The organism is Pseudarthrobacter sp. J47, assembly GCF_049810315.1.
Lineage (GTDB): Bacteria > Actinomycetota > Actinomycetes > Actinomycetales > Micrococcaceae > Arthrobacter.
This window is the reverse complement of sequence record NZ_CP187358.1, coordinates 1,196,539-1,211,627: the sequence shown is the minus strand read 5'-3', so window position 1 is coordinate 1,211,627 and position 15,089 is coordinate 1,196,539. Positions and strand designations below refer to the sequence as shown.

At 66.3% G+C, this 15,089-nt stretch carries 11 protein-coding genes; 5 read left to right on the top strand and 6 right to left on the bottom strand.

The window, feature by feature from the left end:
- The first annotated feature begins 146 nt into the window (after positions 1-146).
- Genes ACPJW8_RS05495 through ACPJW8_RS05485 form a run of 3 tightly spaced genes read left to right on the top strand, consistent with a single transcriptional unit; the run spans position 147 to position 2,030 of the window.
- The gene (locus ACPJW8_RS05495) at positions 147-1,013 is read left to right on the top strand and encodes an FAD-dependent oxidoreductase (RefSeq protein ID WP_330186808.1); all 867 of its coding nucleotides are present in this window, start codon (positions 147-149) and stop codon (positions 1,011-1,013) included.
- A 49-nt stretch (positions 1,014-1,062) separates the two neighbouring features.
- Positions 1,063-1,752, top strand: coding sequence for a deoxyribose-phosphate aldolase (gene deoC, locus ACPJW8_RS05490; protein WP_330186807.1), 690 nt, complete (start codon positions 1,063-1,065; stop codon positions 1,750-1,752).
- A 50-nt stretch (positions 1,753-1,802) separates the two neighbouring features.
- Positions 1,803-2,030, top strand: a complete 228-nt coding sequence (locus tag ACPJW8_RS05485; protein WP_330186806.1) for a hypothetical protein — start codon at positions 1,803-1,805, stop codon at positions 2,028-2,030.
- A 90-nt stretch (positions 2,031-2,120) separates the two neighbouring features.
- Here ACPJW8_RS05485 and ACPJW8_RS05480 read toward each other — a convergent pair whose 3' ends face one another.
- Both ACPJW8_RS05480 and mfd read right to left on the bottom strand, forming a co-directional pair.
- Positions 2,121-2,924 carry a metal-dependent hydrolase gene (locus ACPJW8_RS05480; RefSeq protein WP_330186805.1) on the bottom strand — a complete coding sequence of 268 codons (804 nt, stop codon included), beginning with the start codon at positions 2,922-2,924 and terminating at the stop codon, positions 2,121-2,123.
- Between the two features lie 6 nt (positions 2,925-2,930).
- Entirely contained in the window at positions 2,931-6,629 is a 3,699-nt protein-coding gene (gene mfd / locus ACPJW8_RS05475; RefSeq protein ID WP_330186804.1) for a transcription-repair coupling factor, read from the bottom strand.
- A 183-nt stretch (positions 6,630-6,812) separates the two neighbouring features.
- Here mfd and ACPJW8_RS05470 point away from each other — a divergent pair, with 183 nt between their 5' ends.
- A complete protein-coding gene (locus ACPJW8_RS05470; protein WP_330186803.1) occupies positions 6,813-7,310 on the top strand; it encodes a DUF2505 domain-containing protein in 498 nt (165 codons plus the stop codon).
- 3 nt (positions 7,311-7,313) lie between these two features.
- Entirely contained in the window at positions 7,314-7,532 is a 219-nt protein-coding gene (locus tag ACPJW8_RS05465) for an SCO4848 family membrane protein (protein ID WP_330186802.1), read from the top strand.
- 75 nt (positions 7,533-7,607) lie between these two features.
- Here ACPJW8_RS05465 and sufU read toward each other — a convergent pair whose 3' ends face one another.
- The 4 genes from sufU to ACPJW8_RS05445 all read right to left on the bottom strand — a co-directional run bounded on the left by sufU (position 7,608) and on the right by ACPJW8_RS05445 (position 15,089).
- Positions 7,608-8,060 carry a Fe-S cluster assembly sulfur transfer protein SufU gene (gene sufU / locus ACPJW8_RS05460; protein WP_330186801.1) on the bottom strand — a complete coding sequence of 151 codons (453 nt, stop codon included), beginning with the start codon at positions 8,058-8,060 and terminating at the stop codon, positions 7,608-7,610.
- A gap of 9 nt (positions 8,061-8,069) precedes the next feature.
- Positions 8,070-9,395: a SufS family cysteine desulfurase gene (locus tag ACPJW8_RS05455; protein ID WP_330186800.1), complete on the bottom strand. Its 1,326-nt coding sequence runs from the start codon at positions 9,393-9,395 to the stop codon at positions 8,070-8,072.
- 347 nt (positions 9,396-9,742) lie between these two features.
- Positions 9,743-12,280, bottom strand: a complete 2,538-nt coding sequence (locus ACPJW8_RS05450) for a LuxR C-terminal-related transcriptional regulator (protein ID WP_330186799.1) — start codon at positions 12,278-12,280, stop codon at positions 9,743-9,745.
- 64 nt (positions 12,281-12,344) lie between these two features.
- Entirely contained in the window at positions 12,345-15,089 is a 2,745-nt protein-coding gene (locus tag ACPJW8_RS05445) for a helix-turn-helix transcriptional regulator (protein ID WP_330186798.1), read from the bottom strand.

Genomic DNA, 15,089 nt, shown 5'->3' with positions numbered 1-15,089 from the left:
GCCCAGTGTTACCAGCCGGTAAATACTGGCGAACACGGCCCATCACAGCGGCAACACCCGGGAAACACCGCTGAAAAGCACTGTCCCTACGCTGGAACCATCACGTTCCACGCCACACCGTGGCGGCACCAGCGAAAGGGCCAAACATGTCCATCCCAGCACCCACCGGTCCCTCAAATCCCACGTCGATCGTCATTGCCGGAGCGGGTCCCGCCGCCCAGGCCCTGGTGGGCCAGCTGGACCGGGCAGAGTTTCGCGGCAGCATCACGGTCCTCAGCAACCGGGATGACGCTCCGGAGGCGCTGCTGGAACTGGCCGCGCTCCCCCAGGTTTCGGTCCGGTTCGGCCAGCCGGCAACGCACATCGATCCCGCCGCCCGCCGCGTGACAACCGAAGGCGGGCTGGAAATCGGCTACGACCAGCTGGTGATCGCCACCGGTTCCGCTCCCGTGCACGCCCCGATTGAGGGAGCATCGCGCGGGCTGCACTACTCCACCATCGACGACGCCACGGCCGTCAGCGATGCCGTCAAGGAAGCCACCCGGATCCTGGGCAGGCGACCGCTGGGAATCCTCGTAGGCACCGGAGCGGCAGCAGGACAGGCGGAGGCCGTACTGCGGGCGCGCGGCGTCCGTCCCGTACGCACCACGGCCCGGCCGGCCGCCGTCGTTCCCTCCCTGGCAGGTTCACCGCTGGAAGCTGCGGGCATCCGCTTTGACGACGGCAGCACCATGCTGGGCGACCTCGTAGTCCTGGCCGAGGACCGCCTGCCCCACGATTCCCTCGCGGCAGAAGCCGGCCTGGAAACGGCCCGCGACGGCGGCATTGTGATCAGCCACGACTTCCGCACATCGGTGCCGGGAATCTGGGCCATTGGCGATGCAGCGGCGTTCGACGGCGTCCGGCTGGGCCTGCTGGTTGCCGCTGATTCCGCCGCGGGAGCGTGTGCGGCCCAGCTGATGGGCGCCGTCCCGGCACAGCCGTTCAGGTCGGACGCCCAGGCGGCCGCCTGAGCTCCTGCGCTGGCTTCCCGGCGCATACCGCTATGGCAAGATGGAAGCCATGACCAACCCGGGAACGACGGCGGACATCGCCTCCTACATCGACCACACGCTCCTCAAGCCGGAGGCCAGCGAGGCTGACATCCTCAAGGTCTGTGAAGAGGCAGCTGCGTATTCCTTCAAGTCCGTCTGCGTCAACCCGATCTGGGTCAAGACCGTCAAGAACGCCCTGCGCGGCAGCGGCGTCCTGACCTGCTCGGTGGTGGGCTTTCCCCTCGGAGCCACACCCACGGACGTCAAGACCTTCGAGGCCCGCGGCGCCGTCCTGGACGGTGCCGACGAGGTGGACATGGTCATCAACATCGCGGCTGCGCGCGCCAACGACAAGGGCGCCCTGGTGGACGATATCTCCGCCGTTGCCGAGGCCGTCCATTTGAGCAACGCCATCCTCAAGGTCATCATCGAAACCTCGCTCCTGACCGATGAGCAAAAAGTCCTGGCCTGCGAGGCAGCCGTGGAAGCGGGTGCGGACTTCGTCAAGACCTCCACCGGTTTCAACGGCGGCGGCGCCACCGCCGAAGACATCGCCCTGATGCGCCGCACCGTGGGGTCGGAAATCGGCGTCAAGGCATCCGGCGGAGTGCGGTCCCTGGCGGACGCTCAGGCTATGATTGCTGCAGGTGCAACACGTATTGGCGCCAGCTCCGGTATTGCAATCGTCAAGGGTGAACAAGGTACATCCGGATACTGACAGCAGCCGGCCGGCCACAGTTTGAGCCCCGCGGGGCCAAGGAGGAAAGCATGTCCCAGAACAACACTGTCCAGACGCCTGAGAACGAGAACCGGCTGGTTCCCACCGTTGTGTCCTTCGTGATCATGATGGTCCTGTTCCTGGCCAGCATCTACGTGCTGGGGTTCCTGACCCTTGACACCATCTGGCCGATGGGCGCATCCCTGGTGCTGGTGTTCCTGGCCTTCTGGATTCCGCAGACCATCATGGGCCGCTCCGACTCCGCGGGCGAGCACTAAAAGATTCCCCCTAAACGGGAGGCACCGGGCAATCCGCCCGGTGCCTCCCGTTTTTGGTGCCTCCCGTTTTTGTTGCCTGCAATGTGTTGCCTAGAGTCCCAGGCGGGTCCAGATCAACGTCCAGTCGGGGGCCAGCGCCGTGGCGATGTCCCAGCCGGCCATGGTCATGCCCACCATTGCATAGGCGCTGACGGGGATCAGCAGCAGCCATTCCCGCCGTGAACCGGCGCGGCCCAGGAGCGGCAGGGACAGTGCGCCGTTGGGGCGCCACACCTGGCGCAGCAACGGCACCTTCCGGAACAGGCGCGGCGGCTTGATGACGATCGGCCACAGCAGTGGAACCCCGCCGGTGGTGATGAGGTCTCCCACAATATGCACTGCCACGCCGATCAGCATGGAAAGCGGCAGCCAGGTCCACTGGTCGGGCGCGTACCAGGTCACCAGTCCGGCCATCAGGAGGGCAAAGACCCAGTTGCTGATCCACCCTGATTTCGGAAACAGCTTCAACGCCTTGGCCGCAATGTTGATCATGAACATGCACAGCAGCCCGGCGCCCACGGACAACAGCCCCCAGCGGGTCTGCAGCTGGAACTGGCCTGCCATGGCAGCCAGCAGGACGAACCCCGCTGCGCCCAGGATGGAGTGCGTTCCCTGGCGGTGCCCGCCGCTGATGTTCTCGATGCCCACCGCTATCACGTTGGACAGCGGCGGCAGCGAATGGGCGATGGTGCTGGAGCGGTGGTCCCAGTCGCAGACCAGCGCCGTCCCGGCGGTGGCCATCGCCCCAATTACGATTCCGGTGGCATCCAGCGGGTACCAGCCCAGCGTGTACGGCCCCGTTGAGGCAACAGCAACCCACGCCGCGGCTCCTGACGCGGCGTGGTTTCCCCCCATCACGGCCTAGGGCTCGGACTTCGCGCCGGAGGCGGCAGCGGCCGGGGCCTGGGCGTCGCTGAAGATGTTGGCTATAACGTTGTTGGCCCATTCCAGGATCTCGGCGTCCTGGAGGTCGCGGCCACCTACCCTGGCCGTCTTGGGTTTGGGTACCAGGACGGCATCCAGCGCAGGCTTCACCTGCGCACCGGGGTACATCCGGTTCAGCCGCATGACCTTGGACTCAGGCAGCTGTGCGGGCGAGAAACGGATGAAGTTTCCCTGCAGTGCGACGTCGGACAGGCCGGCTTCGCGGGCAGCAACCCGGAAGAGCGCCACGGCCAGGAGGTTCTGTACCGGAAGCGGCGGCTCGCCGTACCGGTCCACAAGTTCGGAACGGACCTCTTCGATCGCTTCGACGGTCAGCGCGGAGGCCAGCTTGCGGTAGGCCTCCAGCCGGAGCCGCTCGCCGGGCACGTAGTCATGCGGCAGGTGCGCGTTGACCGGCAGCTCGATCTTCATTTCGGCTGCCTTTTCCTCGGCGTCGCCACGGTATTCGGCCACGGCTTCGCCCACCAGCCTGATGTACAGGTCAAAGCCGACGCCCTGGATGTGGCCGGACTGTTCGCCGCCCAGCAGGTTGCCGGCGCCGCGGATTTCGAGGTCCTTCATGGCCAGCTGCATACCCGCGCCGAGCTCGTTATGCGTTGCGACGGCCTTGAGCCGTTCCAGCGCCACCTCGCCCAGCGGCTTTTCCGACGGGTACAGGAAGTAGGCGTAGGCGCGTTCGCGGCCACGGCCCACACGGCCGCGCAACTGGTGCAGCTGGGAGAGGCCGTACTTGTCGGCGCCGTCCACAATCAGGGTGTTCGCGTTGGAGATGTCCAGGCCGGTTTCGATAATGGTGGTGCAGACCAGGACGTCGAAGCGCTTCTCCCAGAAGTCCACGATGATCTGTTCCAGACGGCTTTCGGACATCTGGCCATGGGCAACTTCCACCCGGGCCTCCGGGACCAGCTCGCGGATCTTTGCTGCCGTCCGCTCAATGGTGGAAACCCGGTTGTGCACCAGGAACACCTGGCCCTCGCGCATCAGCTCGCGGCGGATGGCCGCCGAGGTCTGCTTGTCCGTGTACGGGCCAACGTACGTCAGGACCGGGTGGCGCTCCTCCGGCGGGGTGGCCAGGGTGGAGGTTTCGCGGATGCCGGTGAGGGACATTTCCAGGGTGCGCGGGATGGGCGTGGCACTCATGGCCAGCACATCGACGTTGGTGCGCATCTTCTTCAGCGCTTCCTTGTGCTCCACACCAAAGCGCTGTTCCTCATCAACAATCACCAGGCCCAGGTCCTTGAACTCGAAGTCCTTGGACAACAGGCGGTGGGTGCCGATGACGACGTCGACCGATCCGGTCTTGACGCCCTCTGCCGTTTCCTTCGCTTCCTTGCTGCTCTGGAAGCGGGACAACGGCTTGACCCGCAGCGGGAAGCCGGAGAACCGCTCGGTGAAGGTTTCGTAGTGCTGCTGGGCCAGGAGCGTGGTGGGCACCAGGACGGCCACCTGCTTGCCGTCCTGCACCGCCTTGAACGCCGCCCGCACCGCAATCTCGGTCTTGCCGTAACCGACGTCGCCGGACACCAGGCGGTCCATGGGGATTTCCCGCTCCATGTCCGCCTTGACCTCGTTGATGGTGGTCAGCTGGTCAGGGGTCTCAACATAGGGGAAGGCCTCTTCGAGCTCGCGCTGCCACGGGGTATCCGGGCCGAACGCGTAGCCCCTTGAGGCCATGCGTGCCGAATAGAGCCTGATCAGTTCGCCGGCGATTTCCTTGACGGCCTTGCGGGCCTTGGACTTGGTGCTGGCCCAGTCCGCGCCGCCCATCTTGCTGAGCACCGGGGTGTCGCCACCAACGTAACGGGTCACCTGGTCCAGCTGGTCGGTGGGCACAAAAAGCCTGTCCCCCGGAGCTCCACGCTTGGACGGCGCGTACTCCAGCACCAGGTACTCCCGGACGCCGTCCCCGCCTCCTGCCACCTTCCTCTGGATCAGCTCCACAAACCGGCCAATACCGTGCTGCTCGTGCACCACGTGGTCCCCCGCCACCAGCTGCAGCGGATCCACGGCGTTGCGCCGCTTGGACGGCATCTTGCGCATGTCCTTGGTGGACCCGGCCGATGTGCGCCCCAGGAGATCAGCCTCGGTAAGCAGCCCGGTCTTCAGGCTTTCCATCACAAAACCGCGTCCGACGGCGGCTGTGGTCACCTCGATGATGCCCGGCTGTGGTTCCTCCGTGAGCGCATCCACCCGGGCGCAGGGAATGTTGGCGTCGTGGAAGAGCTCGGCCAGCCGCTGTGCCGGGCCGGGGCCTTCCGTGGCCACCACAATCCGCCACTGGTCCCGCACATGGGACCCAATGAACTCCATCATTTCCGCCACATCGCCCTGGTAGCCGCGCGGTTCGCGGGCCTGCAGGTTCAGCACGTCGATTTCCGGCAGCAGTTCCTCGTCGCTGGCCAGGCTGGTGATGGACCACCAGGAAACGCCGTGTTCCAGGGCAGCGCTCCGGGTGTCTCCAAGGGTGCGGAAGCTTGCGGAGTGCAGCGCGGCTGAGGCCTGGGACCCCAAATCGGTGGAGAGGTCCAGTGGTGCCGTCCCGCCGTCGGACGCTGTTGACCATGCGGCCTCCAGGAATTCCTCATTGGTGGCGGAGAGATCGTGCGCGCGGGTGCGCACCTTTTCCGGCTCGATGACGACGGCGATGGATCCGGACGGAAGCTGGTCCACCAACGGCACCATGGCGTCCACCAGCACGGGAGCCAGCGACTCCATGCCCTCCACGGCGATGCCGCCGGCGATCTTGGTCAGCATGTCCGCCGCCGCAGGCAACTGGGACTGCAGGGAAGCGGCCCGGGACATCACGGACGGGGTGATCAGCAGCTCGCGGCACGGCGGGGCGTGCAGCTCCGTGGGATGGACGATGCCCGGCGCGGACAGCGAGCGCTGGTCAGCGACGGCGAACCAACGCAGCTGGTCCACTTCGTCGCCGAAGAACTCGACGCGGATGGGGTGGTCCTCGGTGGGCGGGAAAACGTCGATAATGCCGCCGCGGACGGCGAACTCGCCACGGTGGGTCACCATGTCCACGCGGGCATAGGCGGCATCGGCAAGGCTGCGGACGACGTCCGAGAACGGCACGTCCTGGCCGGTCCGCAACGTGACAGGCTCCAGGTCACCCAGGCCGGCGACGATCGGCTGGACCACTGCCCGGACCGGGGCAACCACCACGCGCAGCGGGCCCGTGGCACCGTCCGGACCGGCCGCCGTCGGGCTTTCCGGGTGTGCCAGCCGGCGCAGGACCGCCAGCCGCCGGCCCACGGTGTCCGACCGCGGCGACAGGCGCTCGTGCGGAAGGGTCTCCCAGCTGGGGAACTCCGCCACCGTACCGGCTGGCAGGTAGGCGCGCAGGGCAGCGGTCAGGTCCTCGGCTTCGCGGCCGGTGGCCGTCACAGCCAACACCACGCCGGGTTCGCCGTCCTGCAGGCCGTCAGCCATTTCCGCCAGCAGTGCAGCGCGGAGGCCCTGCGGCGCGCTGATCTGGTAATCCTGGCCGCGGACGTCGAATCCGCGGGCGGCCTCTGCACGCACGCGGGCAAAGGTGCCGTCTGCGGCGAGGACTCGGCGCAGGCCGTCCAGGGATGGAACGGAAGATGCGGGCCCGGAGAGGCTCATGGCTGTGGCTCCTGTGGTGAATTTGGCCTGGCAGGCAACACGAAAGCCCGGAATCCGCAGCGGATACCAGGTACTTCCAGCCTAACCCCTTCCCCTGACATCCCCGCGTTCAGGGCCACACCGTAGGATGTTGGGGAACCAAACCGACCGCATGCGATCCCGCATGCCTATCCTGGAGGCCCTGTGGCACTGAGCGCATCAACTACCCTTCCCTTCCCCGTCGACCAGGTAACAGCTGTCCTGGCGAATGAAGAATTCCAGAGCCACGTCAGTGCGCACGTGGGCGGAACGCTCGAGTCCTTTATTGTTGACGGCGATCTGACCGGCGCATTCAGCACCACTTCCATTCGCACGCTGCCCACCACCCGCCTGCCGGATATCGCCCGCAAGTTCGTCGGCGAAAACCTGACGGTCACCCAGGTGGAGAAGTGGAGCGCCCCGGCCGCTGACGGATCACGCGAAAGCAGCATCAACCTCAAGATCTCCGGCGCCCCGCTGGACGTCAACGCCGTCCAGCGGTTGGTTGCCGACGGCGCTTCCACCCGGGTGGAACTCGAGGGCACTGTCACGTCCTCGGTGCCGTTCCTTGGCGCGAAGATCGCCGATGCCGCCGAGCCCATGGTGGGCAAAGCGTTGAAGATCCAGGCCCAGCAGGCCCAGGCCTGGCTCGAAAGCCACTAGGCCGTGACCATTCCCGTCTTTCCCGCCGTTGTCCTGATCCTGGCCGGGCTGTGGTCCCTGTTTGTGTGGCCGCAGTTCCTGCGCCGGGTCATGAAGGATCCCCGCGCACGCGACGCTGGCGGCAAGGCCACGAAATTCCTCACCGTGCACCTGGTGCTGGTCAGCGTTTCCATGGTCCTCGCTGCTGCGGTGCTGGCCATTGGAGTGATGGGCCTCTTCTGACCCCCACCCCAACTGGCTGGCATTTAACGCTCCCAAAACGCGTTTTCGGTGCGTTAAATGCCAGTCAGTTGGGGATTAGGTGGCTTGGTTGAGCGCGTCCTCTGCGGCGACCCACGAGATCATGGCGCACTTGACCCGGGCCGCATAGCGGGCCACCCCTTCGAAGGCCGCGGCGTCACCCAGCACCTCGGGATCGGCAGCAATCTTTCCGCGGGACCTCAGGACGTCCCGGAAGGTCCCGATCACTCCCCTGAGCTCCTCAACGCTCATTCCTTCCGCCAGGTCGCTGAGGACCGACGCCGAGGCCATGGAAATGGAACACCCGGCGCCATCCCAGGAAATCTGGGAAACGGCTCCGTCCTTCACGGCCACGCGCAGCGTCACCTCATCCCCGCACACCGGGTTCAGCTGGTGCGACTGCCCACTGGACGTGCCCTCGGGAACGTCCGTATCGGCCAGGCCGCTGCCATGCCTGGCTTTGGCGTGGTCGAGGATTATCTGCTGGTAAAGCTGGTCCAGGCTGCTCATACAAGGTCCTTACACACGGAAGTAGGATCGGACGCCGGAAACGGCATCCAGGAAAGCGTCGACGTCGGCAGTGGTGTTGTAGAGGTACGCACTGGCACGCGTGGTGGCAGTCAGCCCAAAGCGGCGGTGCAGCGGCTGTGCGCAATGGTGGCCAACCCGGACGGCGATGCCCCGGGAATCCAGGAACTGCCCGACGTCATGGGCGTGGACGCCGTCGACGTCAAACGCGGCCAGTCCGATCCTGTCCTGGCCCGCCTCCGGGCCCAAAACGCGGATGCCCGGGATGTCCTGGAGCCCTGCGACCATACGCTGGCCCAACTGGGCCTCCCACCGGTGGATGCGGTCCAGGCCGGTTTCGTTGAGGTAGTTGGCGGCCGCCGCGAGCGCCACGGCCTGCGAAATCCGCTGGGTCCCGGCCTCGAAGCGCTGCGGGGCGGGGAGGTATTCGGCGCGTTCCATAGTGACAGTGGTGATCATGGAACCACCGGTGAGGAACGGCGGCAGGATATCAAGGTGCTCCTGCTTGCCGTACAGCACGCCGATACCCGTGGGCGCCAGCATTTTGTGGCCGGAGAAAACAGCAAAATCCACGTCCAGTGCCTTGACGTCCAGGGGCAGGTGCGGCGCGGACTGGCAGGCGTCCAGGACGGCGAGGGCGCCCACGCTGCGGGCCAGCGCCACCAGTTCGGCCACGGGGTTGATGGTGCCCAGCACGTTGGAGGCATGGGTAAAGGCCAGGACCTTGGTCCGCGGCCCCACGATCCGGGCTGCCTCGTCCATCAGCAGGTGGCCGGCGTCATCCACCGGGATGTAGCGGAGCGTGGCGCCCGTGCGGAAAGCGAGTTCCTGCCAGGGGATGAGGTTGGCGTGGTGCTCCATTTCCGTGACCACGATCTGGTCTCCGGGGCCGACGGCGAGACCGGCAAGGCCCGGTTCTCCCCTTCCCTGCGCGGCCCAGAGCCCGGCATTGGACAGGGCGTAGGAGATCAGGTTCAGGCCTTCGGTGGCGTTGGAGGTCCACACGGTTTCCTCGTAGCCGGCTGACATAAAGTCCGCGATGGTCTGCCGGGCATCTTCGAAGGCATCCGTTGCTTCAACCGCCAGGTGGTGCGCACCCCGGTGCACGGCTGCGTTGCGCTGTTCGTAAAACTCCTGCTCGGCTTCCATCACGCTGATGGGATTCTGTGAGGTGGCGCCGGAATCCAGGTAGACCAGCGGCTGGCCGTTCACCTCCTGCTGCAGCACCGGAAAATCGTTCCGGATGCGCAGCACCTCCGCATCATCAAGATCAATGGTTGCGTGCGCCAGCGTGGCAGGGGTGGTAACGAGGGCCAAAACGAACTCCTTGGTGCCGTTGGAAGACACTCAATTGTCCCACGGCAACGCAGCGGCAGCACCGCCGTCGGGACCTTGCGGGCTTTAAGGGGGCCGGCGGCGGCTGGGGGGAGAGTCTCGGTCTCAGAAGACTCTGACGCCGCCGGCCCCGTCCAGTACCCGGTCCGCTAAAAGGCCGGGTGGCTCATGTTCCGGGCAACCTGTGGTCCCGGACGGGTCCGCTTACGGATATGCAGCCCACGTCGGGCGGTCCATCCGGTGCCCCTCCAGTCTTCCCGGCGGAAGCCTGTACGGCACGAGTACCCGGTACTTGTTTTTTGCGGGCGGCAGACCTGCGGTACTTGGTTTTAGCCGGCGTTCCGCGGCAGAACCGGGGCAAGCTCTTCGCGGCTGCGCACGCCAAGCTTGACGTACGTACGGTACAGGTGGCCCTCAACCGTGCGGACGGAAACCATGAGGCGCTGCGCAATGTCTTTGTCCGAGAGCCCCTGCGCAGCAAGTTCGGCAATATCCCGCTCGCGCCGGGTCAGGCGGATGCCTGGCGCCTGGGCGGTGGTGCCGTCCCGGGACTTCAGGCCCAGCAGGTCATCGCACTTCTCCCGCAGGCTGACCGCCTGGCGGAAGCGCCGGGCGTCGTCCGCGTTGTGCAGCAGGGCGCCTGCCCGCTGGTAGGCTGCCCGGGCGAGGTTCACAAAACCGGCAGTCACCAGGCTGTTGGCCTCTTCGAGCAGCGCGGCGGGATCGTCTCCCCGCCATCGCGAGGCAAGGCCGGCAACGGCTTCTGCCCACCTGCCATCCATCCCTGCCGCTGCCTGGTGGATCGCTTCCATCAGCGTGTCCTCCCCCAGCTCAGTGCCCAGGAGCAGGCATTCGAGCACAACGGCCGGACGTGAAGAGACCTCCGGACGGGTGACGTGTTCGCGAAGGGCGGCGAGGCCTTTCCCGTCACGTTCAAGGAGTTCATTGCCGGCATGGATGTAGGCCGTTGCCCTGAGACCGGTTCCAGGACGGTCTATATGGGTGACCGATTTCAGGTCCGCTGCCAGTCGGCGGGCCTGTGCCTTGTCTCCCAGCCGCGCCGCGGCGTAGAACGCCAGCGACGTCGAAAACCGGCATAACTGCAGCGGATCCGACTGCCGCAGCAGCTCCACTGCGGGAAACAGTATTCCGACGGCCTGCTCTACCTTTCCCTGCCGGATGCACGAGTAGCCGCGGAGCGTCTCCATGGTACCTTCAAAGATCCCGGGGACACCGCCATGACGGTCCCCGTAGCCTCCCAGCTCCCGTTCCACGGCCGTCCACTCTCCCATGCCCAGATAAACGCAGACTGCGCGGAAGAGCACAAACTCTTCAAAGAAGAACAAGGTGTTGTCAACGGTGGGCGCGGCAGCGGCAGCATTGACCACGTGCTTCAATGCAGCGTGCAGCTGCCCGCGGTCCGCCAGATCTTCGGCAAGGAAAGCCTCTTCCAGCACGCCACAGACCGGTTCATCCGAGAGGGCCCGGGGGCCCACGGTTGAGACCAGCTCCATAACCCGGCCCTGGGAAGGATCAACACCTGCCGGGAGATCCGCGCCAGTCGCCAGGACGTCCTCCAGCAGTACGCCGCTTGCCATGCACGCCGCTGCGCGCAACATGGCAGCAGCCACAGCATCGGTGTCCGGCAGGCCCGTCCAGGCATGTTCCAACAATGTGCGGGCAGCTGAATAGTCGCCCATGTTGAACCTCGCCCTGGCTGAAACTGCGCGGGCCAGGGGCGCCTGGCTGCCCGTGGCGATCCGGCCGGCCAGCCGCACGGCGCTGGTGCTCCGGTGGGAGCGCAAAGCGATGAGGGCGGCGCGCAGGAGATCGGCATCCTCCACAGCCTGACCGCATTCAAGGGCCCACTCCACATGCCGCAGGTGTCCGCCCTCGCTGGCCACCACCAGGCCTGGCACCTGATGAAGTTTCTGGCGTAAATGCAGGCTCCTGGACACGTTGACCTGCCGCCGGATGGCCTCCCCCATAATCGGATGCCGGATGCTGAGTTCGGAAGGATGGCCGCCACTGTCCACCACCAGGTGCTGGTCCATCAGTTCACGGACTGTGTCCGCCGAGCACAGCTCCTCAACGGAACGCCTGTTCACGGGACCGGCAAGGGCAATGATCCGCAGCGCTTCCTGTTCCTCCGGCGACCGGCGTGCCACTTCCCGGGCCACATGCGCGGTCAGTTCGGTTCCGTCCGCAGGCAGGGGCCCTGCCAATTGCCAGAGGTCGTTCCGCTTGGTCAGGACGCCGGCCGTCCGTGCATCCTTCAGCAGGCAGCCCACCAGCAGCGGATTTCCCTCAGTCGCCACCCAAAACGCGCCTGAAAGTGAGGCCGGGACCGGCGACTCGAGCATGGCAGAGAGTGTCTCGGCGAGCTGCTGCCGGTCCAGCGGATGGAGGTCTATCCGTTCGGCCAGGCCGTCGTACCACAGCTGGTCCAGGGGCTGCGGCAGGCCCGGCCGCGGACGCGCGGCCACCATCACGCTGGACCAGCCCGCCGCGACCATGTCCACGAGGATCGCGGCGCTTGATTCGTCAAGGTGGTGGGCATCGTCCACCACCAGGACCACCGGCCACTCCCGCCCGGCCTTGAGCCGCTGGAAGTGCAGCCATACCGAGCGCAACACGGCCACCGGAGAGGCGGCCTCCTCCCCCGTAAGCCCCGACGTAAACGGCGCCAGGATCCCGAAGGGAACATGCTTGAGGGAAGGACTTGCATGGATGCGCTCTACGATGCTGGCGCCGGCCAGCCGCTCAGTGACGGCATCAAGGAACAGCGACTTTCCAATGCCCGGCCCTGCCATCACAAAGACTGCCTGCGGGACCCTGCCCACCATCAGTCCACCGGCACGGTCCATTGCCTCGCGCCTGCCGGCCAGGGTGCGCCATAACGGCCGCGCCGCGTCACCGGGTTTGCCGCCCCTAAATGAGTCCAGGCAGATCACCCCGTGAGGTCACGCCGAGCTTGGTGAACACCTGGTACAGGTGCCCTTCCACCGTCCGGACGGAGACGCCCATTTCCTCGGCGATCTCCCGGTTCGACGCACCACCCAGGGCAAGCCGCGCCACCTGACGTTCCCTGCCTGTAAGCAGCGGGTTACCGCTGCGGGGAACGATGGGCAAGGCAGCCAGGTGCCCGGATACCCTGTCCAGCCGGGCCTGCGCCGTGCGGGCAGACATGGTGTCCCCTGACTGACGGGCAAAATCCAATGCCAGGGCCGCGCATCTGGCTTCCACCGCATCCAGCTCCAGCCCCGCTGCGTGTTCGGCCGCTTCCAGCAGTACTTTGGCCTCCCCGGTCCGGCTGCCCACAGCCACCAGCCGCGACACCTCCGCCAGCGGACCCTGCCGGTGATGGCTGGCCTCTTCCATCAGGGCAAACTGCCGGTCGGTGCCGTTGACGGTGGCCGCCAGGAGGCTGATCCCGGCACGTGTGTAACGTCCTTTGGCCATGTCCTCGCGGGCCGAGGCTTCCAGCTTTTCCGCGGCGGACGGATCGCCTAGCCAGCGTGCTGCCAGCAGGGAACAGAACTCGATGACGCAGCGTGCCGTGAACGGGCACGGGCCGGATAACTCCTCCAGCCTGTCAAGGTAGCTGCGCGATTCGACGGCGTTTCCCTGCTGGGCGTAGGCCAGGGCAATGGCCGCACAGGCCTCCCTCAGCATGTGGTTGCCGGGCCGCGGTTCCAATTGGGCGATCGCGGAGAGCAGTGGATCCAGGGCCTCGGCCCCGCGCCCCGCGTAGACGTAGGAGATCCCGGTCAGGAGTTCGGGCAGCGCGGCGTGCTGGGGAAGGACAAAAACTGCCCTGTCGCTGCCGGGGCTGGCCACTTCGAGGCAACGCCGCCACTGGCCAGCCAGCAGCAGGACGTGGAATCGGTGAAGGGCGTAGCTTTCCCGAAGGCCGGGGGCATGTCCGACGTCGGTGAGGTGGCCTCCAGTGGCACGCATCAGTTCCAGCGCATCCACTTCCCGTCCCGTAATGGACAGCGCCGTCATCAGGATGATCGAGGCCTGCATCCGGAACCATGGGTCAGTGGTGACCTGGGGATCGGCGGCCCGTTCCAGGTCCGGCACCATACTGGCGAAGTCGCCTGTAAAAGCCTTGTACTCGAACCCGCTCAGCGAGAGCCGGTGGGCAGCCACCGCCAGCGGTGAGGGCCAGGGCACTCCGCACGTGCCGTCGTCGTTAATGCCCAACCGGAGCCGGGTCTCCCGCAAAACCTCCGGAACCCGCCCTGCGTGCTCGGGCAGCCACGCCATGACCCGGCAGCGGGTGCCGGTCAGCAGCGCCTGCTCCACCGGGGGCAGGGCCTGCAACTGCTTGCTGCTGATGGTTTCCAGGGCGGCCCAGGCCCGGTCCGGAAGGTCCAGCAGCAGGTACGCTTCGGCCTTGTACCGCTGGCCCGTGATCCACTCGGGGTCTGAAGGCTGAAGGTCTTCCAGGCAGGACAAAGCAAAACGGGGGTCAAAGAGCTGGACGGCGGCACCGGCGGCTGCAGCGGCGAGCCTGGGCTCCAGGTCCGCCTCACATTCCCGGGTCCATGCCGCGAAATCCAGCAGGTCTTCGGCCGACATCGCCGAAATAACAGGTTCCCGGCCGTCCAGCAGCCGGCCGCGCAGTTCCCTCTGCCTGGCGATGCTGAGCCAGGAACGGACCACTTCGCCCAGGTACTGTGCACGCAGCGTCACCCACCGGGCGTCGCTGGTGCCTACCGTCAGCTCGCCGGCGTCCTCCATGTCAGCAATGACGTCCGCCCCGAACAGGTCAGTCAGCTTCACCAGCGGCACCCGCCGGGAGCACGCCAGCATCTCGATCACTTCCCGGCATTCAGGCCTTTCCCTGGCCCAGCGCGACCGCACAATGTCTTCCAGGCTGGTGGCCCCGGACAGGACCACTTTGTCCTGCAGGGTCCACACGGCGTCAGAGAGCACCAGGTTGCCGCACTGCAGTTGCTCCGCCACCAGCGCCCGCAGCAGCTGTGGGTTACCGCCCACCATGGAGTGGTACGTGCGCACCAGGGACGACGCCACCCGGTGGCCCAGCATTGACACCAGGACCTGGCGGGTCTGCTGTTCCGTCAGGTTTTCCAGCCGCACTTCCGTCAGGCGGCGTTCGCCCAGCAGCCAATGGAAATCCGCGGGCAGCGCGCCCGTTTCCGGGGCAATCGCCACAATCCGGGCAGTGCCTGTCAGGAGGATGTTAAGCAGGACGCCGGCACTCATGTCGTCAATGTCCGCTGCGGAATCCAGCGTGATCACGCAATCCCTGCCGGCGGAATCCTGCCTGATCAGGGACGTGATGCCCTGAAGGATGGCTGTTGGGGAAGCCATGGCTGCAGCCGGCAGCCGGGCCAGCAGGAATGAAAGGCAGCCGTAGGGTGTCCGTGACCCTGCGAGGTTGCTCCGGAACTGGACGGTGTGGACATCCGGGCCCAGCCCGGCAACGGCCATCCTGGCCAGGGACGACTTTCCCATACCGCGTGCCCCGGTGAGCGCTACGCCAACCGAGCCCGGTTCGCGCAGTGCGTGCTGGATAGCCTGGACTTCAGCGGTTCGGGCCGCGACGGACCAGCGCTGCCCGTCGTTATTGACGACAGCTACGGTGGAAGGCAGCACAGACCGCTGCGTAGACCCACGTCCCCAGTTCAGTGGTTCGACAGACAT

Bases quoted from the DNA above. Each gene is read 5' to 3' on its own strand.
- ACPJW8_RS05495 (WP_330186808.1), top strand. From the start codon at position 147: ATGTCCATCCCAGCACCCACCGGTCCCTCAAATCCCACGTCGATCGTC.
- deoC (WP_330186807.1), top strand. From the start codon at position 1,063: ATGACCAACCCGGGAACGACGGCGGACATCGCCTCCTACATCGACCAC.
- ACPJW8_RS05485 (WP_330186806.1), top strand. From the start codon at position 1,803: ATGTCCCAGAACAACACTGTCCAGACGCCTGAGAACGAGAACCGGCTG.
- ACPJW8_RS05480 (WP_330186805.1), bottom strand. From the start codon at position 2,924: ATGGGGGGAAACCACGCCGCGTCAGGAGCCGCGGCGTGGGTTGCTGTT.
- mfd (WP_330186804.1), bottom strand. From the start codon at position 6,629: ATGAGCCTCTCCGGGCCCGCATCTTCCGTTCCATCCCTGGACGGCCTG.
- sufU (WP_330186801.1), bottom strand. From the start codon at position 8,060: ATGAGCAGCCTGGACCAGCTTTACCAGCAGATAATCCTCGACCACGCC.
- ACPJW8_RS05450 (WP_330186799.1), bottom strand. From the start codon at position 12,280: ATGGACCGTGCCGGTGGACTGATGGTGGGCAGGGTCCCGCAGGCAGTC.
- ACPJW8_RS05445 (WP_330186798.1), bottom strand. From the start codon at position 15,089: ATGTCTGTCGAACCACTGAACTGGGGACGTGGGTCTACGCAGCGGTCT.